The organism is Arthrobacter sp. BB-1, assembly GCF_006151685.1.
GTDB lineage: Bacteria > Actinomycetota > Actinomycetes > Actinomycetales > Micrococcaceae > Arthrobacter.
On sequence record NZ_VDEV01000012.1, the window covers coordinates 199,286 to 222,977 of the forward strand.

Genomic DNA, 23,692 nt, shown 5'->3' on the forward strand with positions numbered 1-23,692 from the left:
TCATGACCATGACCACCGAGCAGGCCGCGTGGTTTGCAGGCACCTTCGAAAAACTCGTTGCCAATGTGGGGCAGGCCGTCCTGGGCAAGGAGCACGTCATCCGGCTGACCTTCACCGCCATGCTCGCCGAAGGCCATGTGCTCTTCGAGGACGCTCCCGGCACCGGCAAGACCTCCCTCGCCCGCGCCCTGGCCGCCACCGTGCAGGGATCCAACAACCGCATCCAGTTCACCCCGGACCTGCTGCCGTCGGACGTCACCGGTGTGACCATCTACGACCAGAAGACGCAGAAGTTCGAGTTCCACAAGGGCCCTATCTTCAACAACATCGTCCTGGCCGATGAAATCAACCGCGCCTCGCCGAAGACCCAGTCGGCGCTGCTGGAGGTCATGGAGGAATCCCGGGTCACGGTTGACGGCGTCACCTACGAGGCCGGACGCCCGTTCATGGTGATGGCCACGCAGAACCCCATCGAGCAGGCAGGCACCTACCGCCTGCCGGAGGCTCAGCTGGACCGCTTCCTGATCAAGACCTCCATCGGCTACCCGGACCACGCCTCCACGGTCCGGCTGCTGGGCGGCTCCAACCTGAAGGACCGGTCCCAGGAACTCTCCGCCGTCATCACCACCCAGGCCGTCGCCGACATGGCTGACCTGGCCGCCACGGTGCATGTGGACACCGCCGTGCTCGAATACATCTCGCGGCTCTGCGAGGAGACCCGCACTGCCCCCGAGACCCGGCTGGGCGTCTCGGTGCGCGGGGCCCTGGCCATGGTCCGGGCAGCAAAGGTCTGGGCGGCCGGGCAGGGGCGGAACTTCGTCCTTCCGGATGACATCAAGGAACTTGCCCCCGTGGTGTGGACCCACCGGTTCGTCATGGATCCGGAAGCGGAGTTCTCCGGAGCCACGGCGGAAGCTGTCCTGGTGCGGATCCTGGCGGACGTCGCAGCTCCCCAGCAGCGCGCCAGCGCCTGACGGTCCGGCACGGACCCCACCACTTCCACGCAACAACGAAGGCACACATATGTCCACCGGCACCCCGTTGACCCGGCTCGCGGAGCGTCTCAAGCGACCCTTCCACAGGGACGGCCGGCCTACGCAGCTGGACCCGTCGGCCGTCTGGGCCGAGGCGCGGAACACTGGAGCCATGGCGCTGGCGCCAGCCTGGCGTACAGTCCGGACTGCCTGGCTGAAGTACCCCTGGCCCGTGCTGTCCATCGTCAGCGTCCTGGGCTGGTCCGTTTTGGCTGCCGCCATCCTCCTTTGGACCGCCGGGCAGGCGTTCGGCTGGCAGGAGGCAAAGGCGGCGGCAATCGCGGCCTTCGTGATGTTCGTGATCGCCGTGGCTTTCGTCCTGGGCCGGTCATCCTATGGAGTGCTCCTGGACCTCGCCCGCACCCGGGTGGCAGTGGGGGACAGCGCCGTAGGCAGCATCGCCGTGTCCAATACCTCTGCCAGGCCCCTGCTGCCGGCAGCGCTGGAACTTCCGGTGGGCAGCGTCACTGCGGTATTCCACCTGCCCCGCATGAAGCCGCAGCAGGTCCACGAGGACCTCTTCACCATCCCCACCGCACGCCGTGCAGTGATCGTCGTGGGACCCGTCCGGTCCGTCCGGGCCGACCCGCTGCACCTGCTGCGCCGGCAGGTCCTGTGGACAGAGCCGGAGGACCTGTTCGTCCATCCGCGCACGGTGGCCCTGGCCGGCTCGGCCGCAGGCTTCATCCGCGACCTGGAAGGAATGCCCACCACGGACCTGTCCAGCGCGGACGTCTCCTTCCACGCGCTCCGCGACTACGTGCCGGGGGACGACCGCCGGCACATCCACTGGAAAACCACCGCGCGGACCAACAAGCTCATGGTGCGCCAGTTCGAGGAAACACGCCGCGCCCACCTGGCCATCTCGCTGTCCATCAACACCGACGAGTACGCCTCGGAAGCCGAATTCGAAATGGCCATCTCCGTAGCCGCATCGATCGGCCGGCAGGCCATCCGCGAGCAGCGTGAGCTGGACGTCCTCACCCAGAAAGGCCCCCTGCGCTGTGAAACCGGGCGGAACATGCTCGATGACATGACCCGGATTGTGGGTTCTCCCATGCGTCGCACCGCCGTCGACCTCGCCAGGACCCTGGCGGACACCGTCCCCAACGCCTCCGTGGTCTTCTTCGTGGTGGGCAGCAACGTCACTGCCACCCAGTTGCGCTCCGCGGCCGCATCCGTGCCGCCGGGCGTCCGCAGCCTCGCGGTCCGGGTGGAAGCCGGCGCCTCGCCTGGCCGCGCGAACATCGCCGACCTCACGGTGCTGACGCTCGGCGACCTGGACGATCTTGCCATAGTACTGAGAAAGGCCGCAGCATGACCTCCACGGAAGGCCTGCGCCCGCGCAGCACGCGTCCCCGGGCCACGCGCCCACGCAGTGGACCGCGTGGCACCAACCGTGGCGGGCCCGGCAGCAACCGCAACCAGGCCGCCTCCGCCTTTGCCGACGGCCAGCCGTCCTGGCACTTCCTCCTGGACGCCGCTGCCCTGACGGTGCTGCTGGGGCTGGGCCTGCTCGGCTTCGGCCTCAGCTTCGGCGGCGACCCGTACTACCTGTTCTCCGGCTTCGGCGGCATCCTCCTGGGCCTGGCCATCGGCGCGCTCAACGCACACCTGCGGCTCGGACTGCTCATCACCACCGCAATCGTCCTCGGCGCGTACCTGGTCCTGGGCACGGTGCTGGCTGTGCCCGACGCCGCCGTCGCGGGTTTTGTCCCCACCCTGGATTCCCTCCGGACCCTGCTCCTGGGGGTCGTGTTCGCCTGGAAGGACATGCTGACCGTCGGAGTTCCCGTGGGCACGGCAGGCGGGGTGCTGATCGTTCCGTTCCTGAGCTCCCTGGTCACCGCCCTGACAGCCGGTGTCCTGACGTGGCGCCTTCGAAGCCCCTACTTTCCGCTCCTGCCGGTGCTGGTCCTGTTCGTTACCGGAATCGCCTTCAGCACCAACGCCGCCTTCCTCACCCTCGAGCGCGGCATTGGACTTACGGTCCTGGGCATCGCCTGGGCGACCTTCCGCCGGGATGCCCTCAGGAAGAACTCCACGCGAAAGGTGGCCGTCAACAATCCGCAGACGGACACCGCCACCGCGCAGCGGGCGAAGGTCCGCAGGTTGGGGATGGCCGCCGGCGTCATCGCCGTCAGCGTGGCCGTTACGGCGCTGTCCGCCCCGCTGGTCACCGCGGGCAATGAGCGCAAAGTGCTCCGGAACGTCGTGGTCCCGCCGTTCGACCCCAAGGACTACATCACGCCGCTGGCCAGTTTCCGTACGTTCGTCAAGGACAAGAAGGACGACACCCTGTTTGTGGTCAAGGGCCTGCCGCGCGACGGCCGGGTCCGGCTGGGGGCCCTTGACGCCTTCAACGGCACCAACTACACCATGGATCCCAACGGCTCGGGCAACTTCAGCAAGGTAGGGGATACCGAGTCCATTAACACCCTCGCAGACACCTCCGGAGTGGTCCCCACCAACGACTACTCCCTCGGCATCAGCATCGAGGACTACCAGGGCTTCTTCGTGCCCGGTGGCCGGAAAACTACGGGGCTGAGCTTTGATGACAGCGCCTCGGCCGCGGCGTCCGGCCTCTACTTCAACTCCGGCACGGATACCGCCGTCACCACCAGCGGGCTCTCCCGCGGCGATTCCTACAAGGTCCAGGTTTCGGATCCGGTGAAGCTGGAACACGGGCAGCTGGCGCAGTACGACTTCGCGAAACTGTCCCTGCCCGACGCCGCTGAAGTGCCCCCGGTGGTGGGGTCGCAGGCCAATGACCTCTCCACTGACGCGCCCACCGCCATCGACCGGGTCCGCCAGATCGAGGCCCATTTCCAGAAGACCGGGGCGTTCAGCAACGGACTGGTCAGCGAAGGCCAGCTCCCCAGCGTGTCCGGCCACGGGTCAGCCCGGATCAGGAACCTCCTCACGGCAAAGCAGATGCTGGGCGACGACGAGCAGTACGCGGTGGCCATGTCCCTGATGCTCCGCCACCTGGGCATCCCGTCGCGCGTGGTGATGGGCTTCTACCCTGAGCCCACCAGTCCTGAAAACGGAGCGGGTGAAGTCAAGATCACCGGCAAGGACGTTCACGCCTGGGTGGAAGTGGCCTTTGAACGGGTGGGCTGGGTGAGCTTCGATCCGACGCCGCCCAAGGACAACATTCCCATCCCGCCCGATCCGGAAAACAAGTCCAAGCCCAAGCCGCAGGTGCTGCAGCCGCCGCCCCCGCCGCAGGAACCCGCGGATCTTCCGCCGGACTCGTCGCCGGATGCGCTGGATGCGGACCAGAAGAAGGACAACCCGTGGCTCTTCTGGGGTGCCCTGCTGGGTGCGCTGGGCATCGTCCTGATCCCGCTGTCCGTCCTTGCGCTGCCGCTGCTGCTGATCGTCCTTTTGAAATCACGACGCCGGAAGTCACGGTTCAGCGAAGGCCACCCTGCGCAGCGTGTGGGAGGCGGCTGGAGCGAGGTGGTCAGCCTCGCCACGGACATGGGGGCGGCCGTGGACACCCGCGCCACCCGCCGCGAAAGCGCCGCTGTCCTGGCCGAGGCGTTTCCAGCCGCGGGCGGAACCACCACGATGCTGGCCCGCCGGGCGGATGCATCCATCTTCGGTGCCGGCCAGCCCACCGAGGACGAGGTGCGGGAGTACTGGACGATCGTGGACAGCTCGCTGAAGGAGATGACCTCAACGGCAGGTTTCTGGCAGCGGCAGCAGGCGAGGTTCTCCCCGCGGTCGCTGCTTGCTGACGCGCGCAATGCCCTGACCCGCCGCAACCCCCTGGCGCAGCGGGGCCGGCTGGCTTTGCCGGCCCTGCCGGCTCTCAAGTCGGCCGCCCGTCGTCGTCCTGGCATGGGAGGGGAAGGCTCCGCAGACCCTGCACCCCAGGCTGCGCCGGCGCCGGCGCCGCCAGTGCAGGAGCCGCCAGTGCCGGAACCGCCAAGGCAAGGACCTCAGGCGCCGTGACCGCGGAACTGCAACCGTGCCCCCGCTGCCGGCGGTCTATCCGGGCGGGCGCGGCCTTTTGCACCTCCTGCGGTGCGCCCCTTTCCAACAGGGCGGCGCGCAGCAGCCGCAACCTGCACACCGGCGCCACGGGCAGCGATGCGCCGGCGGTGGCTGTGACTGCCCACCACGCGGCGATTCCCGGTACTATCCCGGTAGTACAAAGCCCTCCGGCGACTCAGGCCGCGGGGTTCGCAAACGCAGGCACCGGGTGGGGGAGCGCCGGCGGTTCCACCGCTCAGACGGGGGCCGTCCCAGGGGGAGGAACGGGAATGGCAGTGAACCTTCAGCTTGTCCCGGCCACGGCCGGCAAGCGGCTTGGTGCTGCCGTCATTGACTGGCTGCCGCCGCTGGCAGTCCTGGTGCTGACGCTCGCCGTCGGTTTTGCCGGGATCACCCGCACCCGCAACGGCCAGTACATCACCTATGACACCGGGTCCCTGGTGCTGTTCGGCGGCATTGGGCTGGGCCTGACGCTGGTGTACCTGTTCGTGGTCATGGGCATTGAAGCGAGGACCGGCAAAACGCCCGGCAACCTGCTGATGGGCATCCGCAGCGCGGACAACGACGGCTACGCGCCCGGCGCCGGGGCAGTCTTCCTCCGCGGACTCATCACCGGTGCCGGCATCCTGGTTGTGCTGCTGGCGGCGGTCCTGGTGGTGGTGTTCCAATGGTTCGGTCCGGCCCTGTTCATCCTCGCGCCCCTGCTCATTGCCGGTTCCGCCTGGGCCGTGCTGGTGGTGGTATCCAACACATGGGACAGGAACGGGCGCCTGCGCGGCTGGCACGACAAAGCGGCCAAAGCCCTCGTGTTCGATGTGAAGGCGGGGCGCGATCCCATCGCCACCGGCGGTATCCAGGGCCCCTACAGCTTTGCTCCGCTGGACCTGCCGCCCGTGCAGCAGGTGCTCTCCCCGGTGGCCGGCGCTGCCCCGGCTTCCCCCCTGCGCACGGATGCCCCGCCCGTGCAGGCCCGGCCCGTGCAGGCCGCGCCTGTGCAGACGTCGCCGTCGCAGACCATGCCCTACACCGCGCCTGCGTCCTTCGCACCGCCCTCCTTCGCACCGCCCTCCCTCGCGCCGTCGTCCGTCACGCCGCCGCCGGCGCCTGCCCTCGGTGCCGCCGTGGTGGCCGGCAGCGGGCAGGGCGGGCAGCACCACGTGGACGACGACGTCGAACGCACCCAGGTGCGCCCGGGCGCAGGCGGGCCCGTGCCTGTCGCCGTCCTCCGGATCCGCCTGGACGACGGCCGCGACTTCCAGCTGGACCGCAGTGTCCTGGTGGGCCGTAATCCCGTGGGCCAGTCCGGTGAACAGCATGCCCAACTCCTCGCCGTCGACGACCCCGGCCGTTCCATCTCCAAAACCCACCTCCACCTGCTGACCGACGGCGCCGGGATTTGGGTGACGGACAGGAACTCCACGAATGGCAGCGCCGTGACCACCCCCAACGGTGCCAGGACGCCGCTGGCACCGGGCGTCCCCACTTTTGTTACGCCCGGATCCAGTGTCCACTTCGGAGACCGGACCTTTTACCTAGGACAGGCATGAACCAACAGCCCGCCAGCGTTCCCTCCACCGTCAAGCCGGGCCCCAGCCTGAGCTACGGCTATGGCACGGATCGGGGGCTCCGCCGGGAGCTGAACGAAGATTCCTTCCTTGCTTCCGATCCTGTGTTCGCCGTGGCGGACGGGATGGGCGGCCACGAAGCAGGTGAAGTGGCCAGTGGCATGTGCGTCCGGGCCCTGGCAGGCATGCCGCAGCTCGCCACGGGTGAACGCAGCATCACCGCTGCGGTCCTCCAGCAGTACCTGCTCCGGGCGGACTATTCCATCCGGGAGGCTACGGGCGCCAGGGCAGGGACCACCCTGACCGGTGCAGTGGTGGTGGAACAACTTGGCCTGCCCTACTGGCTGGTCATGAACATCGGCGATTCCCGCACGTACCGCCTCAGCCAGGGACGGTTTGAGCAGATCAGCGTGGACCACTCCGAAGTGCAGGAACTGGTGGATGCGGGCGAGATCACCGCCGAGCAGGCCACGGTCCATCCACGCCGCCACGTTGTCACCCGCGCCCTGGGCACCGGGGACGAGACCGAGGCCGACTACTGGCTGCTCCCCGTGGAGGAAGGCGACCGGGTCCTGGTCTGCTCGGATGGCCTGACCGGCGAAGTGGCCGACGAGGACATCCTGCGCATCCTCAGCACGGCGGGCAACCCGCAGGACGCCGCCGACGCCCTGATCCAGGCTGCGCTGCGGAACGGGGGAAGCGACAACATCACGGTGATTGTGGTTGATGCCCGGAACGTCCTGAACGATGCCGGCGCCGCCACCACCGCACCGCGGCACGATCCGGACGCAGAAGACGCAGACACGCTGCCCCGCTCGCCCGGGAGCCAGGCGGTGACCCAGCCCTTGCCGCAGCAGGATAACGGCGCTTCGACGCACGAGAGCGGGGAAAGCCCACGATGACCGGCACCAGCTACGTTCCGGGCAGCTGGCTGGGCATCCTCCGCTCGCGCACCGCCGTCCTCCTCGGTCCGGACACGCCGCCGGCCACGGCGGGCGCTGTGTGGGAACTCCTCGGAAGCAAACCGGCCGTCCACGAGGTACTCCACGCCGTCACCGGCAGTTCCGGCGGCTCACTCACGCGGATCCCGCCATTCGCCATCCTCGATTTTTCGGGTCCCTTGCGGGTGTTCCTCCGCGGCGACCTCGACCTCGCCGTGGAACTCCCGGACGGCCGGGTGGAACTGGACGGACGGGATGTCACCACCTGGAACGAGCGCCGGTTTGCCCTGCCTGGCGGCTGCCGGATCACCGTCCCGGGGGCCGGTTCCGCATATCCGCCGGAGCTGCCGCTGGGGGAGGGCGTGGTCCTGCTGCAGTCGCTGGCCCTCGGGCTGGGCCCGGCCCAAGCCCAACTGGCGTCCGCACCGGCGGCAGTGGCGGTCGATTCGGCAGGCGTCGTTGATATCAGCGAGGCCGCGCCCGGTGCCGACGAGCTGCGCGGGACAACCATTGTGCCGGAGCCGGAAGCACGCGGGACAACTATCGTGCCGGAACCGGAACCGGAAGCCTCAGCCGAGACGGTCCTCGCCGTGCCCGACGACGAGGCGCCCGTCCATATGAACGACGGTGCGCATGGCGCCGGGCACGACGATGACGGCCACGTATCCCCAGCAGGCGCCGGTTCCGGGATGGCGGCGGTCGCAGGCATACAGCGGTCCACCGAAACCGCTGAAGCCCGGCCGGCAGACGCGGCAACGGCGGCGAGCGACCAGACCAGCTCCTACGACCACCTGTGGGAGCGGACGGTCATGCGCAGCATCGAAGACGCCGCAGTCCGCGAGGACACAGATGATGCCGGCGCCGGCACACCCGCGGGCAACGGCGCTGCCCCCGCCGGGACTCACGAAGCGGTTGCGGAGGCGGAGGAACACATCGCGATCCCACTCCCCACGCCTGCCGGCGTAGATGCGAAGGAAGCGACGGCGGCCCCGTCCGCCGTCGAACACGTGCCCGGAACACGCGCGCCGGGGGTGCAGGCGCCCGGAATAGACGCGCCTGGAATACCCGCGCCCGGTGTGCCGCCAGCCGGGGTGCTCATCGATTCCGTGCCGTGGAAAAAGGGCACCGGCACGAGCACCACCATCCCAGGAACGGCCGGCGCCGCCGATGCCGCGCCGGCGCCTGCACCCGCGCCTGTCCCGGTAGCTGCGGCCATCCCCGTGTCCCTGCCTGGAAACGTGGCGTTCGACAACGACCATGACGGACGGACGGTCATGAAGGGCAGCATCGGGGCCCCGCAGGCGCAACCCGCCCCGGCTGCGGTTGCAGACCCACACGGTGGGCCCACCGTCCTGGCCCGGGTCTGCAGCCAGGGCCACGCGAATCCGCCCACGCGCGCACAGTGCGCCGCCTGCGGGGCGGGGCTTCATCCGGACGCGGTGCAGGTGCCCCGGCCCCGGCTGGGACGCGTGCGCCTCTCCACCGGTGACCTGCTGGACCTTGACCAGTCCTTGGTCATTGGCAGGCAGCCGTCCGTCTCTCGGGTCCAGGGCGGCATCATGCCCCGGCTGGTCCAGGTGCCGAGCCCTGAGGGCGACATTTCCCGGTCCCACGTGGAGGTCCGGCTGGAGGGCTGGCACGTCATGCTCTGCGACCTCAAAGCCACAAACGGCACCGTCCTGGTGCGCGAAGGCCAGCCGCCCCGCCGCCTGGCGCAGAACGAAATGGCCATCCTGCTGGACGGGGACATCGCTGAGCTTGGCGACAATATCTCGCTGCGTTTTGAGGAGATTCCTTGAGTTCCAAACGGCCTGTAGCGCCGCCGCCCCGCATCCAGGGGTTTACGTATATCAGCCTGCTCGGTTCCGGCGGTTTTTCCGACGTCTACCTGTATGAACAGGACAGGCCCCGCCGCAAGGTGGCCGTCAAGGTGCTGCTCTCGGACCTGAGGACGGAAGGCGCCCGCCGGCGGTTCGAGTCCGAAGCCAACCTCATGGCCCAGCTGTCCTCGCACCCCTACATCGTCACCATCTTTGAAGCGGAAGTAACCGACGACGGGCACTCCTACCTGGCCATGGAGTACTGCTCACGGCCCAGCCTGGACGTCCGGTACCGCCGCCAGCGGTTCAGCGTGGACGAGGTCCTGGCCGTGGGCATCCAGGTGGCGTCCGCCGTCGAGACCGCCCACCGGGCCGGAATCGCCCACCGCGACATCAAGCCCGCCAACATCCTGGTGACGGACTACAACCGCCCTGCCCTGACCGACTTTGGCATCTCCGGCACCCTCGCCGGGGACGCCGATGACGACTCCGGCATGTCTATCCCGTGGTCCCCGCCCGAACAGTTCACCGACGGCCAAGTGGACGGTGTGATGGTGGATGTGTGGGCCCTCGGAGCCACGCTCTACACCCTCCTGGCCGGTCGCTCACCGTTTGTCCTGCCCGGAGCGGACAACTCGCAGCGTGAGCTGATCAACCGGATCAGCAATACGCCGCTGCCGCGGCTGGGCCGCGCGGACGTCCCCGAGTCCCTGGAACTGGCGCTCTCGACGGCGATGGCCAAGTCGCCGCGGTCCCGCTATTCCTCCGCGCACGCCTTCGCCCTGGCCCTGCAGCGCATCCAGGCGGAACTCAACCTGTCGGTCACGCCCTTCGAGGTGCTGGAGGAGCCGCACCACGAGGACAACCAGCCGGACGACGGCGTCGAGGAGACGCGGGTGCGGAGCATCGCGGCAATCGATCCGGAGCGGACGGGCAGCGCGCCCACCTTCCCCGCGCGCACTTGGCCCCAAGCCGGTGCCGGTACTGGGCAGGGCGTTGGCGGGCAAGCTCGCCCAGCGGACGCACCGCCGTCGCTGTTTACCCCCGGGCCCGCCCCGGCGCAGCAGCCGGCGCCGCAGCCGCAGGAGTGGGCGCATGCCACCGTGCTGCGGGGTGCCGCCGGCGGCGCGCCCATGACCCACGATGACGGAACGGTGGCCCGGAACCGGCTTCGCGGGGACGCTGACGCAGCCGACACGACCATCCACCGGCCAGCAAGGCGGGACGAACCTGCTGCCGACTCTGTGCCCGCCACGGACCACGGAAAACGCAACCTGTGGCTGGCAATCTCGGGCGGCACCCTGCTGGCCCTTGCCGCGGCGGTGGGGCTGGTGGTGGCCAACGCCTCGCCCAACAAACCGCAGGCCGTGGAAACCCAGCAGGCCAGCAAGCCGCCGGCCGACGCCCTGGACAACGGGACGGTGCCGGATGTGGAAGGCCTCACGGGAACAGTATCCGGCGACGGCAACGCGTCCTTCACGTGGCTGAACCCGCAGCCCAAAGAGGGTGACACGTACAAATGGCGGGTGTACAGCATCGGGGGCGGCGGCGAATACCAGTCCGTCGCGCAGCCACCGGTCCGTGTCACGGCGAATCCGTCCGGCGAGACCTGCATCCAGGTGATGATCGTGCGCTCGGACGGAGCGTTCTCGCCGCTGGAAGAAGGCTCGATCGCCTGCGCCGGCACATGACCGCGGAAAGCCCTGCAACCAGCTCCGCAACAAGCTCAGTTTTGCCCAACGAGGAGGCACAGAACATGGGGGATCTAGCAATAGATTTCTGTGGTGAATGGTACGAGCCGTCGGACGAGGACGTCTTCAACATCGGCCGCGAAGGCGACCTTGAAGTCGACGACAACCCTTATCTTCACCGGCAGTTCCTGCAGGTGGCCCGCTATGACGGGATCTGGTGGCTCAGTAACGTGGGAAGCATGCTCTCGGCCACGGTGGCCGACGCCGGCGGAGGGATGCAGGCCTGGCTGTCACCGGGAGCCCGGATCCCGCTGGTCTTCAGCCACACGAACATCATCTTCACGGCTGGGCCCACCACCTACGAGTTTGCCGTGCACCTCAGGACTCCGTCCTTCCGCCAGGAGGCGCGCGAGGGCGACAGCAACGGCGACACCACCATCGGCCCCGTAGTGTTCACCGACTCCCAGAAGGCCCTCATCGTGGCGCTCGCGGAACCCATGCTCCGGCGGGAAGGGACCGGCTTCAGCGCCATTCCGTCCTCGGCCGCGGCTGCCAAAACTCTGGGATGGGCGCTGACCCGCTTTAACCGGAAGCTCGACAATGTGTGCGACAAGCTGGACCGCGTGGGCGTGGCTGGACTGCGGGGCGGCGGCGGCAAACTTGCCACCAACCGCCGCGCCCGGCTGGTGGAGCACGCCGTCACCTCACACCTCGTGACCCCGGATGACCTGCACCTGCTGGAGAAGATGAGGGGCGTGGACGAGGGATGAGGATCCGCCTGACCCTCCGCCGGGACCCTGCCGAAACAAAGGACCTGGCCGTCACCGTGGACGGCCTGGCCACCGTGGCCGATACCGCCGCCATGCTCTGGGCCGCGGATCCGGGGCGCAAGGGCACCCCGCTTCCGGACAACCTTTCCCTGCGCATCGAAGAGGCCTTCGTGGGTGCAGGCCTGAGCGGGAACATGCTCACCCGCACGGACAACCTCCTTGAGTCCGGGCTGCGGCCCGGCTCCGTGGTGTCCCTGGCCCAGGTGAGCGCGCAGTTCGACGTGCAGGGTGCCAGCCGCGGCCCTGCGGCCGCCACCCTCCGCGTCCTTTCGGGGCCCGACGCCGGCAGCGAGTTTTCGCTGCCCGTCGGCACCAGCTACATCGGCCGGGACCGGGACGTGGACATCCGCCTCTCGGACCCCCTGACGTCCAAGCGCCATGCCCGCATCACGGTGGGCGACGGCGTGGAAATCGTGGACACCAATTCCGCCAACGGGCTGCTGATGGACGGGTTCCCCGTCACCCGTGCCACCCTGAACTCCTCGGACACGGTCACCCTGGGGGACACCACCGTGACTGTGGTGCCGCTGGGGCACAACCAGGCGGCAGCACCGTCGTCGCCCTTGGTGAACTTCAACCGCTCACCACGCGTGGTTCCCCGCTTCGAGGAACCCAAACGCGTGCTCCCGGCCGGACCCAAGCGTCCCGAGGACCACCCGTTCCCGTACATCATGATGATCGCCCCGCTGCTGATGGGGGCGGTGATCTTCGCCGCCACCGGCAACGCGCTCTCTGTGCTGTTCATGATGATGATGCCGCTCTTCATCGTGGGCCACTACGTGGACCAGAAAATGCGGAGCAGGGGCCAGCAGAAGGAACAGCTCAAGCACTTCCGCGCCGCCATGGCCTCCTTCAGGCAGGACCTCACGGAACTGCAGCAGGTTGAACGTGCCGTCCGGCTGCAGGAAGCGCCCTCGGTCAGCGACACCGTGGACGCCATCTACAAGCTCGGTCCGCTGCTGTGGACCCACCGTCCGGAGCACACAGGATTCCTGGGCCTCAGGTTCGGCCTGGGAACGTCCCCGTCGCGGGTCCTGCTGGAGGAACCGTCGAGCAACGACACCGAGGCGCAGTACGCGCAGGAGATCCGGGACTGCCTGAAGCAGTTCCGCGACATCGAAGGCGTCCCCGTGGTTTCCCAGCTGCGCACCTCCGGGTCCCTGGGTGTTGCAGGTGCCCGCGGCCTGGTGGACGACGTCGCCCGGGGCATGGTGTTGCAGCTCGTGGGGCTCCACTCGCCCGCGGAAGTTGTCCTCGCGGCCATCACCTCCGCGCAGTCCCGGGAACGCTGGAACTGGCTGCAGTGGTTGCCGCACGTGGGTTCGGGGCACAGCCCCCTTGCCGGTGACCACCTGGCCGCCGGATCGGCGGGCGGGTCCTCCCTGCTGGCCCGGCTCGAGGACCTGCTCGACGCCAGGGAAGCCGCCGCCAAGCGTTCCGGCCCGGACCTTCGCCCCGGGCTGGACCCGGCCAAGCACGATGTTGACCAGCCTGTGCTGCCGGCGGTCCTGGTGATCGTGGAAGACGACGCCCCGGTGGACCGTGGCCGGCTCACGCGCCTTGCCGAGCGGGGCCCGGACTCCGGCGTCCACGTGGTCTGGGTGGCCACCGACATCCAGTCCCTCCCCGCAGCCTGTCGGGACTTCATGGTGGTGGACGGCGAGCACGGCACCACCACCGGGCAGGTCCGGCTCGGCAGGCACACGTACCCCGTCAGCTGCGAAAGCGTCGACGCGGAACTGGCTGCCCAGCTTGCCCGGATGCTGGCGCCCGTCATGGACGTGGGCAAACCCGTGAACGACGATTCCGACCTTCCGCGGGCCGTCTCCTACGCCACCCTGATCGGCAAGGACTTCCTGGACAACCCGCAGGCCGTGGCCGAACGTTGGACGGAAAACAACTCCGTGCACGCCAGCGCCGTGGCCAACCGCAAGGACAACGGCACCCTCCGGGCCCTGGTGGGTTCCAAAGGCATTGAGCCGCTGTACCTGGACCTGAAAAACGAGGGCCCCCACGCCCTGGTAGGCGGCACGACGGGCGCCGGCAAGTCGGAATTCCTGCAGTCCTGGGTGATGGGCATGGCGGCCGCCTACAGCCCGGACCGGGTCAGCTTCCTGTTCGTGGACTACAAGGGCGGGGCCGCGTTCGCCGACTGCATCAACCTGCCCCACACGGTGGGCCTGGTCACCGACCTTTCACCGCACCTGGTCCGGCGTGCCCTCACCTCGCTGCGGGCTGAACTCCACTACCGTGAGCACCTGCTGAACCGGAAGAAGGCCAAGGACCTGCTGGCCCTGCAGCGGGAGGCAGATCCGGACGCGCCGCCCTACCTGGTGATCGTCGTCGATGAATTCGCCGCGCTGGCCAATGAGGTTCCCGAATTCGTCGACGGGGTGGTGGACGTTGCAGCCCGCGGGCGGTCGCTGGGGCTGCACCTGATCCTGGCCACCCAGCGCCCGGCCGGCGTCATCAAGGACAGCCTGCGCGCCAACACCAATCTTCGGGTTGCCCTGCGGATGGCCGATGAGGACGACGCCACGGACATCCTCGGCGTTCCCGACGCCGCCTACTTCGATCCGGCCATCCCCGGCCGCGGTGCGGCCAAGACCGGCCCGGGCCGGATCCAGGGTTTCCAGACCGGCTACGCTGGCGGCTGGACTACGGAGAAACCGCAGCGGCCCCAGATCGACGTCGTGGAAATGGCGTTCGGCTCCGGCCCCAGCTGGGAGGCCCCGGCGCCGGAGAAACCCGAAGCGGCCGCGCCCGCCGGCCCCAACGACATCGCCAGGATGACCTCCACCATCGTCCGGGCAGCGGAGGCCCTGTCCATCAACGCCCCGCGCAAGCCGTGGCTGGACGAACTCGCCAAGACCTACGACTTCTCCAGGCTGCCCAACCCCCGCACCGACGAACAGCTGCTCCTGGGAGTGGCCGACGATCCCGCCCGCCAGGCCCAGCCCACCGTGTTCTACGAACCGGACAAGGACGGCAACATGGCCATCTACGGCACCGGCGGCTCCGGAAAATCTGCTGCGCTGCGCGGCATCGCCATTGCCGCGGCCGTGACGCCCCGCGGCGGGCCGGTCCACGTCTACGGGATCGACTGCGGCTCCTCCGGGCTGAGCATGCTGGAAGAGCTGCCCCACGTGGGCGAGGTCATCAACGGCGACGACGTTGAACGTGTTGGGCGGCTGCTGCGCCTGCTGAGGGACATCGCCGAGCAGCGGTCGGCACGGTTTGCCGAGGTCCGCGCGTCCACCATTGTGGAGTACCGCAAACTGGCGGACAGGCCCGATGAAAAGCGCATCTTTGTGCTGGTGGACGGGATGTCCGCCTTCCGGGAGGCCTACGAACACAGCAGGCTGTCCGCGCTGTGGGACATCTTCCTCCAACTGGCCACGGACGGGCGCACCCTGGGCATCCACCTTGTGGTGACCGGGGACCGGCCCAACGCCGTTCCCGCCTCCCTGCTCGCGTCCATCCAGCGCCGCCTGGTGCTCCGCCTGTCCTCCGAGGACGACTACATTTCCATGGATGTGCCCCGGGACGTCCTCACCGCTGCCTCGCCGCCCGGGCGGGGACTGCTGGACGGGCTCGAAGTCCAGCTGGCAGTCCTTGGCGGCAACTCCAACCTGGCGCTGCAGGCCCGTGAAGTGCACAAGCTCAGCGAAGCCATGCTCCGGCAGGGGCTGGAGGCCGCACCCGGCATCGAAAGGCTTCCGGACCAGGTGGACCTGGATGTCCTGCCAGCCGGCAGCCCGGGACTTCCGGTCATTGGCGTCGACGACGAAACGCTGCGGCCCGCCGAGATCATGGCCAGGGGCCCGCTGCTCCTGGCCGGCCCTCCGGGTGCGGGCCGCACCGTTGCTTTGGTGACGCTCGCCTACGCCCTGCGGCGCTCCAACCCGGACACCGAGCTGATCTACCTGGGTGCCCGGCGCTCCGCCGTCGCCTCGCTGCCCATCTGGAACCGGTCCGTGGTGGGTGCGGACGACCTCGCGGAGGTCGTGGAGGACCTGGTTGAACATTCGTCCGGCAACCCCGGGTCCCTGGCCTTCTTCATTGAGGGCCTGACAGAGTTCACGGACACGCTGGCCGAATCGGGCGTTGGGCAGCTGGTGGCGGTGTCCATCAAGGCCGACCAGTGGGTGGTGGGGGAGTCCGAAACCTCCACCTGGTCCTCGGCATGGTCCCTTGCGCAGCCCTTCAAATCCGGCCGGCGTGGACTGCTGCTGAACCCGGGGGACATCGAAGGGGAGAGCCTGCTCAACACCTCCCTGGGCCGGGTCAGCCCGGACTTCGTCCCTGGCCGCGGCTACGTGGTGGGCCGCGGCAAGGCACGGAAGATCCAGGTGGCACTGCCCCCGGAAAACAGGGACTGACGCCCGGGCAGAATGGGGGCCGCAGATCCCGGTGATTTGCGGCCCCCAATGAGGTGTAGAAGACTACCGGGGACACCAGAAAGCCGCGGCGGGGGGACCGCGCGCATCGAAAGGTAGTGCATGACCCCGTCCGCACCAGTACTCCGCTACGTCCCGGCAACCGCAGCAGCAGCTGTCCTGGCCGTCACCTTGTGTTTCTTCCCGGACGGCCCGGCAAGCGCTGATTCCACGGAACCAACCCCGGCCGCCACAACATCTCCGGACCAATGCTTCCTGCTGCTGTGTGAGCCCCAAACCGCTGCTGATCCAAAACCCGGCGAGCCCGCACGGACCCAGAAACCGAGGGAACCGCAGAGCCCGCCGGCCCCGCCCGCTGATCCTGTGCCGGCGCCTCCGCAGCAGCCCGCTCCGCCCGTGGAGACACCCGCCGGGACTGTTCCAGCGCCGGACGCGCCCCTGGCAGAACCGGAAGAACCAACCTCCGAACCCACCGTTTCCAGCGCCACGGAATCGGCAGTTTCCCCGCCGCCCACCGGCGCATCCAGCGGGCACGACTGGAACAAGCCCGTCACCAAGTCCGCCACGGCCACCCGGGTGGCGGCAGTAGCACCCGCAGACGGCGACGGCGGGCCCGCGCTCCTGCCGATTATCGCTGGCACCCTGTTGCTGGGCGTGGCTGCGGCCGCCTTCGCCTGGTGGGGCAGGAACCGCTTCAGGACGCACTGACAGGACCACTGAGCCATGGCCCCGTCTCGGCTAGATGGCAAGATAGGTCTGTGAGTACAGGACCAGGCCCCGCAGAACAGATCGCCACCCGCACCACGGAACCCGTCGAGCCGGAGGCTGTCCCGTCCGACTCCGTCCGCGGGGAGTACGAGGACCTGGTGGACCTGGTCAGGAAGTACCGGTTCGCGTACTACCAGGAAGACGCCCCGCTGGTCTCCGATGCCGAATTCGATGAGCTCTTCCGCCGCCTGGAGGAGATTGAGGCGCTCCACCCCGAACTCGTGGCCAACGATTCGCCCACGCAGGAGGTGGGCGGGGAAGTGTCCGCCGCATTCGCGGCCGTGGAGCACCTGCAGCGGATGTACAGCCTCGAGGACGTCTTTTCCCTCGAAGAACTCGAAGCCTGGCTCACTAAAGCGGCAGCCGGCATCGAGAAACTGGGTAACGGAACCCCGCCCGCAGCCTGGCTGACCGAGCTTAAGATCGACGGCCTGGCGGTCAACCTCCTGTACCGCGACGGAAAGCTGGTCCGCGCCGCCACCCGCGGCGATGGAACCACCGGTGAGGACATCACCCACAACGTCCTGACCATCAAGGAAATCCCGCAGGAGCTCCAGGGCAGCGGGTTTCCGGCAGAGATGGAAGTCCGGGGCGAGGTCTTCATCCCGTCCAAGGAATTCGCCGAGTTCAACGAGGCACTCATTGAAGCGGGCAAGGCGCCCTTGGCGAACCCCCGCAACGCAGCAGCAGGCTCCCTGCGGCAGAAGGACCCGGCAGAAACGGCCAAGCGCCCGCTGAAGATGTTCGTGCACGGCATCGGTGCACGGGAGGGCCTCGAGGCCCGCAGCCAGTCCGAAACCTATGACCTGCTGAAGGGGTGGGGCCTTCCCGTCAGCCCCTATTCCGAGGTGCTGGGCAGCCTGGACGAGGTCCTGGAATTCATCAAGCGGTACGGGGACAAACGCCACAAGCTGCTGCACGAGATCGACGGCATCGTCATCAAGGTGGATGACTTCGCCACCCAGCGGGCGCTCGGTTACACCACCAGGGTGCCGCGGTGGGCTGTCGCCTACAAGTACCCGCCTGAGGAAGTGCACACCAAACTGCTGGACATCCAGGTCAACGTGGGCCGCACCGGCCGCGTGACGCCCTTTGGCCTCATGGAGCCGGTCAAAGTGGCGGGCTCGACAGTGGAGATGGCCACCCTCCACAACCAGGACGTGGTGAAGGCCAAAGGCGTGAAAATCGGCGATATCGTGGTGCTGCGCAAGGCCGGCGATGTCATCCCGGAGATCGTGGGCCCCGTCCTTGCCCTCCGGGACCAGCAGGACCCTCCGGTCCGGGATTTCGTGATGCCCACCGAATGCCCCTCCTGCGGCACCCCGCTGGCCCCGGCCAAGGAGGGCGACGTGGACATCCGGTGCCCCAACGCCAAGTCCTGTCCGTCCCAGCTGCGGGAGCGGGTGTTCCACCTGGCCGGCCGCGGAGCCTTCGACATCGAGGCCCTTGGCTGGGAGGCGGCCATCGCACTGACCCAGCCGGCCGAACCCGAGGTTCCTCCGCTCACCTCGGAAGCTGCGCTGTTCGACCTCACCCCCGAGGACCTTGCCGGCGTCCGGATCCGGCGCGAGAAACGGTCAAAGGGCGTCCCCACCGGGGAATACGAACTTGTGCCCTACTTCTACAGCAAGGGCACGGCGAAGACCCCGTCCAGGCCGACGGCCACCACCGAGAAGCTCTTCAAGGAACTGGACAAGGCCAAGGCCCAGCCGCTGTGGCGGGTGCTGGTGGCCCTGTCCATCCGGCACGTCGGGCCGCGGGCCTCGCGCGCGTTGGCGACGGCGTTCGGCAGCATGGACGCCATCCGCCAGGCGTCCGAGGAAGACCTGGCACATGTTGACGGCGTAGGCCCCACCATTGCCGCAGCGCTGAAGGAATGGTTCGCTGAGGACTGGCACCGGGAGATCGTTGACCGCTGGGCAGCCGCCGGGGTCCGGATGGAGGACGAACGCGACGAGTCCACGCCGCGGACCCTGGAAGGACTGACCGTGGTGGTCACCGGGTCCCTGCCGAACTTCAGCCGCGACGAGGCCAAGGAAGCCATCCTGGTCAGGGGAGGCAAGGCGGCAGGTTCGGTGTCCAAGAACACCAGCTACCTGGTGGCCGGCGAAAGCGCCGGCACCAAACTGGACAAGGCCGAGCAGCTCGGCGTTCCCGTGCTGGACGAGGACGGCTTCCGCCGGCTCCTGGCCGGCGGCCCCGCCGCCCTGGAAGAAAGCGCCGACTCATGACCAGCCCCACGGAACTGCTGGAGATCGCCAAGGCGGCCGCGGCCGCGGGTGCCCGGGTCCTGGCCGGCAGGAACGCCAAGGAACTGCAGGCCAGCAACAAGGGCGACGCCGGCGACTGGGTCACCGCGTTCGACGTCGCCGCTGAGCACGCGGTGCGGGACGTCATCTCGGCAGCACGGCCGCGGGATAGCATCACTGGTGAGGAACACGGAACCACCCGACCGGAGGCACCCAGCGGCTACCGCTGGTCCATCGACCCGCTGGACGGCACCACCAACTTCATCCGCAACATCGTCTACTACGCCACGTCGGTGGCGGTGGCGGATGCCGACGGCGTCTGGCTGGCCGGCGTCGTCAACGCCCCGGCGCTGGGCCGCACCTACTACGCCGCCCGAGGCCACGGCGCCTGGCTTGAGGAAGGCGGCAGGGTCACCCGGCTGGACGGGCCCGTTCCCGGCCGGAAGGGGCAGATCCTTGCCACGGGCTTCAGCTACGATCCCGCCGTCCGCGCCGAGCAGGCCGCCTTCCTCGCCGAACTGCTGGACGGTTTCGCGGATGTCCGGCGGCTGGGGTCCGCGGCCCTGGACCTGTGCCTCGTTGCGGACGGCACCCATGACGCCTATGGAGAGCGCGGCCTCAACGAGCACGACTTCTCCGCCGGGGCGCTGATCGCGGAAGAGGCCGGCTGCTGGGTCCGGCGGCCCCGCCTTGCCAGCCCGCTGGAGGGTGGCCCCACGGACGGGGACCGGCTGGACGCCTGGACCTGCGCCGGCGGCCTGGAGCTCTCCGGCAAGTTTCCGCTCTGATAGTTCGGTCACGGAAGCTGCCGTTTCGCCGGGGGTTACCGGGCAGTACCACTACCATTGACGGGTGCAGCCGCAGATAACAGTCCGTCCCGCCGTCGCAACAGATTACGACGCCGTTGCCCGCATCACGCGTGATTCCTACCTTGCGGCGGGCTACTTCGAGGACGCCAACCACCCGTACATGCGCAAGGTCCAGGACGTTGCGCTGCGGGCCGGAAGCGCCACCATCTGGGTGGCCGAGCGGGACGGCGAGGTGGTCGGTTCGGTGACGCTGGCCCGTGCAGGGGAACCGTACGCGGACATCGCGCTGGAGGATGAGCTGGAGTTCCGGATGCTGGTGGTGGACCCGGCGGTGCAGCGCAGCGGTGCCGGCAAGGCCATGGTGGCGGCCATCATCGAGTACGCCCGGTCGCTTCCCGGCATCAGGGCCGTTGCCTTGACCACGGGAGCAACCTGGGAGAGCGCCCACGGCCTGTACCGCAAGACAGGCTTCAGCCGGGTCCCGGAGCGTGACTGGCTGGTCCCCGGAACGGACATAAAACTGCTGGTTTACCGGCTGGACCTGTAGCGGCCCTACAGTGGTGCCGACCCACTCCAGCTTTGAAAGGCACCACCATGCGCAAGACCTTCGGCACCGGCTCCGTCTGGGAGCAGACCCTCGGCTATTCCCGGGCCGTCCAGGTGGACAACACCCTCTACATCTCAGCCACCGCTGCCAGCGGCGAGGACGGGATCGTGGGCGAGGACTTCTACACCCAGACCCAGTACATCCTCCAGAAGCTCGGCAAAGTCCTGGCCGACGCCGGCTTCACCTTCGAGGACGTGGTCCAGTCCAAGCTGTACATCACGGACATCAGCAAGTGGGAAGACGCAGGCCGGGCCCACGGCGAGGTTTTCGGCGACATCCGCCCCACGCTGTCCCTGGTGCACGTCCTGCCGTTCCTGGACCCCAAGATGCTCGTGGAAATCGAGCTTGTGGCGCAGAAGGCCAGCTAGCAGCGAGCGGGTTTTTAGGACGTTGCCGGCAGGCCGTAGCGGTGCTCCGGCCTGCCCGTGGTCCCGTAGCGCAGCTGGATGTCCACCGCGCCGTCGTCCGCCAGGGAGGACAGGTACCGCTGGGCGGTTGCGCGCGAGACGCCCACCCGGCCGGCCACCTCCGCTGCCGAATACTGCTCCCCGGGCACCAGCGATTCCAGCACCGCTGCCTCCGTGGCCGAACGCGGTTTTGACGACGGCGTGGCATCGCCCGGGATCAGGGCCCGCTTGGCACGCTCCACTGCGTCCTGGTCCAGCGCCCCGGGCTGCGCCAGCAGGCGCCGGTACCGGGCATAGGACCGCAGCTGCCGGGACAGGGCTTCGGACGTGAACGGCTTCAGCAGGTAGCCCAGGGCTCCGCGGCGGAACGCCGTCCGGACGGAGTCGGCATCGGAGGCCGCGCTCAGCATGATGGTGTCCACGTCCAGCTGCTGGAGCAGGTCCAGGCCGGAGGCATCCGGCAGGTAGACGTCCAGCAGCACAAGGTCCGGCCGCAGGCTGTGGATGGACTGCAGGGCCAGCGACGCCGTGCCCACCGGGGCCAGCGCCAGGAATCCTGCCACGGAATCCACATATGCCGCGTGCAGCTTGGCCACATGGAAGTCGTCGTCAACGATCAGCACCCGAAAGTCTTCAGGCATTGGTGTCCTTTCCGGTTGCCCCCGTGATGTTCCTGCCGGCCCGTCCCGCGGTTGTCCGCGGCAGCGTGGCCATGAAGACTGCCCCGGGTCCACCGGTGGTGCCCGGATCCAGCAGTTTGACGTCCCCGCCGCGGCGCCGGGCCAGCTGCCGCGCCAGGGCCAGCCCAAACCCCTGGCCGCCGCCGCGGCCGTTCCGGGCCAGCGGCCCGGACGCCGTGCTGAACCCTTCGGCGAAGAAGGCCTCCGGGTCCGTTCCCTCCGCCAGCCCGTCACCCGAGTCGGCGACGACGATGTGCAGCGTGCCGCCGTCGTCGTCCGGCTCGTCCAGCACCTCCAGCTCAACCCAGCGGTCCGCCGAGGAGCCGGCCACCGCAGCGTTGACCGCGTTGTCGATCAGGTTGCCCAGTACGGTGGTGACGTCCTGGGGTTCTGCAACCTGACCGCGGACCAGGGTCTCCGGGCCGATCCGCAGGGCCACGCCCCGCTCGTCCGCCTCCACGCCCTTGGCCCCCACGAACGCCTGGAGGTAGGGGTCCTGGAGCAGTTCCGCCTGGTCCACCGGGAACTTCAACGGGCCGGTGGCAGCCAGCCGTGCCAGGTACTCGCGGGCCTGCTGGTGCTGGCCGATGCTCATGAAACCGGCGATGGTGTGCAGCTGGTTGGCGAACTCATGGCGCTGGGCCCGCAATGCGGTGGACATGGTTCCCACGGCGTCCAGCTGCCGGGTGAGCTGCTGCAGCTCGGTGCGGTCCCGCAGCATCACCACCCAGCCCAGGTCCTCCCGCCGGTGCAGGGCCTTGCGGGCGTTGGCCACCAGCACCCGCCCGCCGGCCACCAGTTCCAGGGCCTCCGGGCCGGGACGTTTCGTTCCGCCGGATCCTGGCCGGGTCAGCGACTTCAGCTGGTCCGGAACCGGCGCCTCGTCCCAGCGGCTTCCGGCGAGGTCCGGCAACCCCAGCAGCCGCTGCGCCGCGGTGTTGAACACGCTGATCCGGCCGTCGGCCGAAACGCCAATGACGCCGTCGTCCACGCCTTCGAGCACAGCCACCTGGTCGTGGACCAGCGTGCTGATCTCTTCGGGTTCCAGCCCCAGGGTGAGCCGCTGCAGCCGGCGGCGCAGCAGGAAAGACCCCAGGACGCCGGCGAGCAGTGCGCCGGCCGCCGTGACGGCCACCGGACCGATATCGCGGGCCAGGCTCTGTCCCACGGTTTCCATGGAGTAGCCCACGCTGACCTCGCCCACCACGGTGGTGCCCTCCGGCGCGTAGACGGGAACCTTCGCCCCCGCGGAGGGTCCCAGCGTCCCTGTGTTCCGGGTGGTGACCTCCCGGCCGGCCAAGGCCTCGGACGGATCGGTGCTCACCTTCTCACCGAGCCGCTGCCGGTCCGGGTGGGCCAGCCGGAGGCCGGTCTCGTCGGTGATCACCACGAACAGGGCACCGGTCCGCGCCCGCGCGGCTTCGGCTGCCTCCATGAGGGGGCCGGCGGCCAGCTGGGACGGCGGGGGAGTGCCGGGCTGCTGGCTGATGGCCAGCACGTCCGCCCGCACCGAAGCGTCCGAGGCCACCGTGCGGGCCAAGGTCAGCGCCTGGTTCTCCGCCTCGCTCCCCACGCGGTCGTAGGTCAGCCACGCATGCACCGCAGTGCTGAACAGGACAACCAGCAGCACCACGGACAGTTGCAGCAGGAGGGTCTGGGTGGAGAACCGCAGCGGCGCGCGCCGGCTGGAACGCTGCATGATCCTCCTCGATACGGCTCTGGTACGGCCCTGGTGCGGCTGGGGCGGCGGCTCACAAGTGGCCAAAGCCATGTGAGCACAATGAGCAAAATGCTCCCAATAAGCAGTATGCCAATCAATTGAGCCAAAGACACCGCCGTGACGGCGGCCACCCTACAGTCTGTAGCACGCGTCACACCGCTGTGCC

16 protein-coding genes are annotated in these 23,692 nt (G+C 68.8%); 14 read left to right on the forward strand and 2 right to left on the reverse strand.

What is annotated here, in order from left to right; all coding sequences use genetic code 11:
* Nucleotides 1–2 precede the first annotated feature (2 nt).
* From FHJ30_RS07100 to FHJ30_RS07165, 14 genes are all read left to right on the forward strand, one after another.
* The gene (locus FHJ30_RS07100; protein WP_139028599.1) at nucleotides 3–974 is read left to right on the forward strand and encodes a MoxR family ATPase; all 972 of its coding nucleotides are present in this window, start codon (nucleotides 3–5) and stop codon (nucleotides 972–974) included.
* A gap of 49 nt (nucleotides 975–1,023) precedes the next feature.
* Nucleotides 1,024–2,355, forward strand: coding sequence for a DUF58 domain-containing protein (locus FHJ30_RS07105; protein WP_139028600.1), 1,332 nt, complete (start codon nucleotides 1,024–1,026; stop codon nucleotides 2,353–2,355).
* Nucleotides 2,352–4,997 carry a transglutaminase domain-containing protein gene (locus FHJ30_RS07110; RefSeq protein ID WP_171058955.1) on the forward strand — a complete coding sequence of 882 codons (2,646 nt, stop codon included), beginning with the start codon at nucleotides 2,352–2,354 and terminating at the stop codon, nucleotides 4,995–4,997. Before FHJ30_RS07105 ends, FHJ30_RS07110 begins: the two co-directional genes overlap by 4 nt.
* Before the next feature lie 311 nt (nucleotides 4,998–5,308).
* Nucleotides 5,309–6,586: an RDD family protein gene (locus tag FHJ30_RS07115; protein ID WP_139028601.1), complete on the forward strand. Its 1,278-nt coding sequence runs from the start codon at nucleotides 5,309–5,311 to the stop codon at nucleotides 6,584–6,586.
* On the forward strand, nucleotides 6,583–7,506 hold the full coding sequence (locus FHJ30_RS07120) for a PP2C family serine/threonine-protein phosphatase (protein WP_139028602.1): 924 nt from the start codon (nucleotides 6,583–6,585) through the stop codon (nucleotides 7,504–7,506). Before FHJ30_RS07115 ends, FHJ30_RS07120 begins: the two co-directional genes overlap by 4 nt.
* Nucleotides 7,503–9,344 (forward strand): FHA domain-containing protein, encoded by a 1,842-nt coding sequence (locus tag FHJ30_RS07125; protein ID WP_139028603.1) that lies wholly within the window; start codon nucleotides 7,503–7,505, stop codon nucleotides 9,342–9,344. Before FHJ30_RS07120 ends, FHJ30_RS07125 begins: the two co-directional genes overlap by 4 nt.
* Complete coding sequence (locus tag FHJ30_RS07130; protein WP_139028604.1) at nucleotides 9,341–11,056, forward strand: serine/threonine-protein kinase; 1,716 nt, start codon at nucleotides 9,341–9,343, stop codon at nucleotides 11,054–11,056. Before FHJ30_RS07125 ends, FHJ30_RS07130 begins: the two co-directional genes overlap by 4 nt.
* Nucleotides 11,057–11,121: 65 nt before the next feature.
* Nucleotides 11,122–11,826: a hypothetical protein gene (locus FHJ30_RS07135; protein WP_139028605.1), complete on the forward strand. Its 705-nt coding sequence runs from the start codon at nucleotides 11,122–11,124 to the stop codon at nucleotides 11,824–11,826.
* Entirely contained in the window at nucleotides 11,823–16,268 is a 4,446-nt protein-coding gene (locus tag FHJ30_RS07140) for an FtsK/SpoIIIE domain-containing protein (protein WP_139028606.1), read from the forward strand. Before FHJ30_RS07135 ends, FHJ30_RS07140 begins: the two co-directional genes overlap by 4 nt.
* 120 nt (nucleotides 16,269–16,388) lie before the next feature.
* Nucleotides 16,389–16,994: a hypothetical protein gene (locus FHJ30_RS07145; protein ID WP_139028607.1), complete on the forward strand. Its 606-nt coding sequence runs from the start codon at nucleotides 16,389–16,391 to the stop codon at nucleotides 16,992–16,994.
* Between the two features lie 80 nt (nucleotides 16,995–17,074).
* Nucleotides 17,075–19,285, forward strand: coding sequence for an NAD-dependent DNA ligase LigA (ligA, locus tag FHJ30_RS07150; protein WP_240793635.1), 2,211 nt, complete (start codon nucleotides 17,075–17,077; stop codon nucleotides 19,283–19,285).
* Nucleotides 19,282–20,091 carry an inositol monophosphatase family protein gene (locus FHJ30_RS07155; RefSeq protein WP_139028609.1) on the forward strand — a complete coding sequence of 270 codons (810 nt, stop codon included), beginning with the start codon at nucleotides 19,282–19,284 and terminating at the stop codon, nucleotides 20,089–20,091. The genes ligA and FHJ30_RS07155 overlap by 4 nt, the downstream gene beginning before the upstream one ends.
* A 64-nt stretch (nucleotides 20,092–20,155) precedes the next feature.
* Nucleotides 20,156–20,659 (forward strand): GNAT family N-acetyltransferase, encoded by a 504-nt coding sequence (locus tag FHJ30_RS07160; RefSeq protein WP_139028610.1) that lies wholly within the window; start codon nucleotides 20,156–20,158, stop codon nucleotides 20,657–20,659.
* Nucleotides 20,660–20,706: 47 nt separating this feature from the next.
* Nucleotides 20,707–21,087, forward strand: coding sequence for a RidA family protein (locus FHJ30_RS07165; protein ID WP_139028611.1), 381 nt, complete (start codon nucleotides 20,707–20,709; stop codon nucleotides 21,085–21,087).
* 14 nt (nucleotides 21,088–21,101) lie between these two features.
* Here FHJ30_RS07165 and FHJ30_RS07170 read toward each other — a convergent pair whose 3' ends face one another.
* Both FHJ30_RS07170 and FHJ30_RS07175 read right to left on the reverse strand, forming a co-directional pair.
* On the reverse strand, nucleotides 21,102–21,767 hold the full coding sequence (locus FHJ30_RS07170) for a response regulator (RefSeq protein WP_139028612.1): 666 nt from the start codon (nucleotides 21,765–21,767) through the stop codon (nucleotides 21,102–21,104).
* Complete coding sequence (locus tag FHJ30_RS07175; RefSeq protein WP_139028613.1) at nucleotides 21,760–23,505, reverse strand: ATP-binding protein; 1,746 nt, start codon at nucleotides 23,503–23,505, stop codon at nucleotides 21,760–21,762. Before FHJ30_RS07175 ends, FHJ30_RS07170 begins: the two co-directional genes overlap by 8 nt.
* Between the last annotated feature and the right edge of the window lie 187 nt (nucleotides 23,506–23,692).

Excerpts from the sequence above, each read along its gene's own strand:
- FHJ30_RS07135 (WP_139028605.1), top strand. The coding sequence starts at position 11,122 with ATGGGGGATCTAGCAATAGATTTCTGTGGTGAATGGTACGAGCCGTCG.
- FHJ30_RS07100 (WP_139028599.1), top strand. The coding sequence starts at position 3 with ATGACCATGACCACCGAGCAGGCCGCGTGGTTTGCAGGCACCTTCGAA.
- FHJ30_RS07120 (WP_139028602.1), top strand. The coding sequence starts at position 6,583 with ATGAACCAACAGCCCGCCAGCGTTCCCTCCACCGTCAAGCCGGGCCCC.
- FHJ30_RS07110 (WP_171058955.1), top strand. The coding sequence starts at position 2,352 with ATGACCTCCACGGAAGGCCTGCGCCCGCGCAGCACGCGTCCCCGGGCC.
- FHJ30_RS07175 (WP_139028613.1), bottom strand. The coding sequence starts at position 23,505 with ATGCAGCGTTCCAGCCGGCGCGCGCCGCTGCGGTTCTCCACCCAGACC.
- FHJ30_RS07140 (WP_139028606.1), top strand. The coding sequence starts at position 11,823 with ATGAGGATCCGCCTGACCCTCCGCCGGGACCCTGCCGAAACAAAGGAC.
- FHJ30_RS07155 (WP_139028609.1), top strand. The coding sequence starts at position 19,282 with ATGACCAGCCCCACGGAACTGCTGGAGATCGCCAAGGCGGCCGCGGCC.
- FHJ30_RS07115 (WP_139028601.1), top strand. The coding sequence starts at position 5,309 with ATGGCAGTGAACCTTCAGCTTGTCCCGGCCACGGCCGGCAAGCGGCTT.
- FHJ30_RS07165 (WP_139028611.1), top strand. The coding sequence starts at position 20,707 with ATGCGCAAGACCTTCGGCACCGGCTCCGTCTGGGAGCAGACCCTCGGC.
- FHJ30_RS07170 (WP_139028612.1), bottom strand. The coding sequence starts at position 21,767 with ATGCCTGAAGACTTTCGGGTGCTGATCGTTGACGACGACTTCCATGTG.
- FHJ30_RS07125 (WP_139028603.1), top strand. The coding sequence starts at position 7,503 with ATGACCGGCACCAGCTACGTTCCGGGCAGCTGGCTGGGCATCCTCCGC.
- FHJ30_RS07145 (WP_139028607.1), top strand. The coding sequence starts at position 16,389 with ATGACCCCGTCCGCACCAGTACTCCGCTACGTCCCGGCAACCGCAGCA.
- FHJ30_RS07105 (WP_139028600.1), top strand. The coding sequence starts at position 1,024 with ATGTCCACCGGCACCCCGTTGACCCGGCTCGCGGAGCGTCTCAAGCGA.